The sequence below is a fragment of the Neisseria sp. P0021.S006 genome, assembly GCF_051956895.1.
On sequence record NZ_JBQCWZ010001261.1, the window covers coordinates 1 to 446 of the forward strand.

At 49.1% G+C, this 446-nt stretch carries 1 pseudogene; it reads right to left on the reverse strand.

Annotated elements, in window-relative coordinates:
• Nucleotides 1-116 (reverse strand): annotated as a pseudogene (locus ACTHUM_RS19780) (DMT family transporter); the annotation flags it as partial.
• Nucleotides 117-446: the final 330 nt, after the last annotated feature.

Consider the following 446-nt stretch of genomic DNA (forward strand, 5'->3'; position numbering starts at 1 on the left):
GCCCAAAAGCAAGATTGCCGCCGTCAAAAAGCGTAGCATACCGCCCGTTAAAGGCGGGGCAGCGCCTGTCCCAGCCTCCGCCCCATCGGCCCAGATGCGCCCCAAAACGCCGCCATGCCCAATAGTTTTAGATGGATTGCTACCTGTTTCCTGGTGATGGCTAACTTGAATAATCAGTTTAGAAAGCGTACAAGCGCAGTTTGAAAGGATAAATTTCCTTAACCGCCGAGACTTGCTAGAGTTTACGCGGATAAAATACTACGCTGATCATTATGGAAACAAAGGCCGTCTGAAAGACTGAAATCCAGCTTTTTCAGACGGCCTCTGCTGCTCAATCAATAAGACTTACCACTCACTGCCTTTGAGTTTCGCCACGGTATTAATGTCTTTATCGCCACGACCGGAGAGGTTGACCCAAATCACTTGGTCTTTGCTTATTTTCGGCG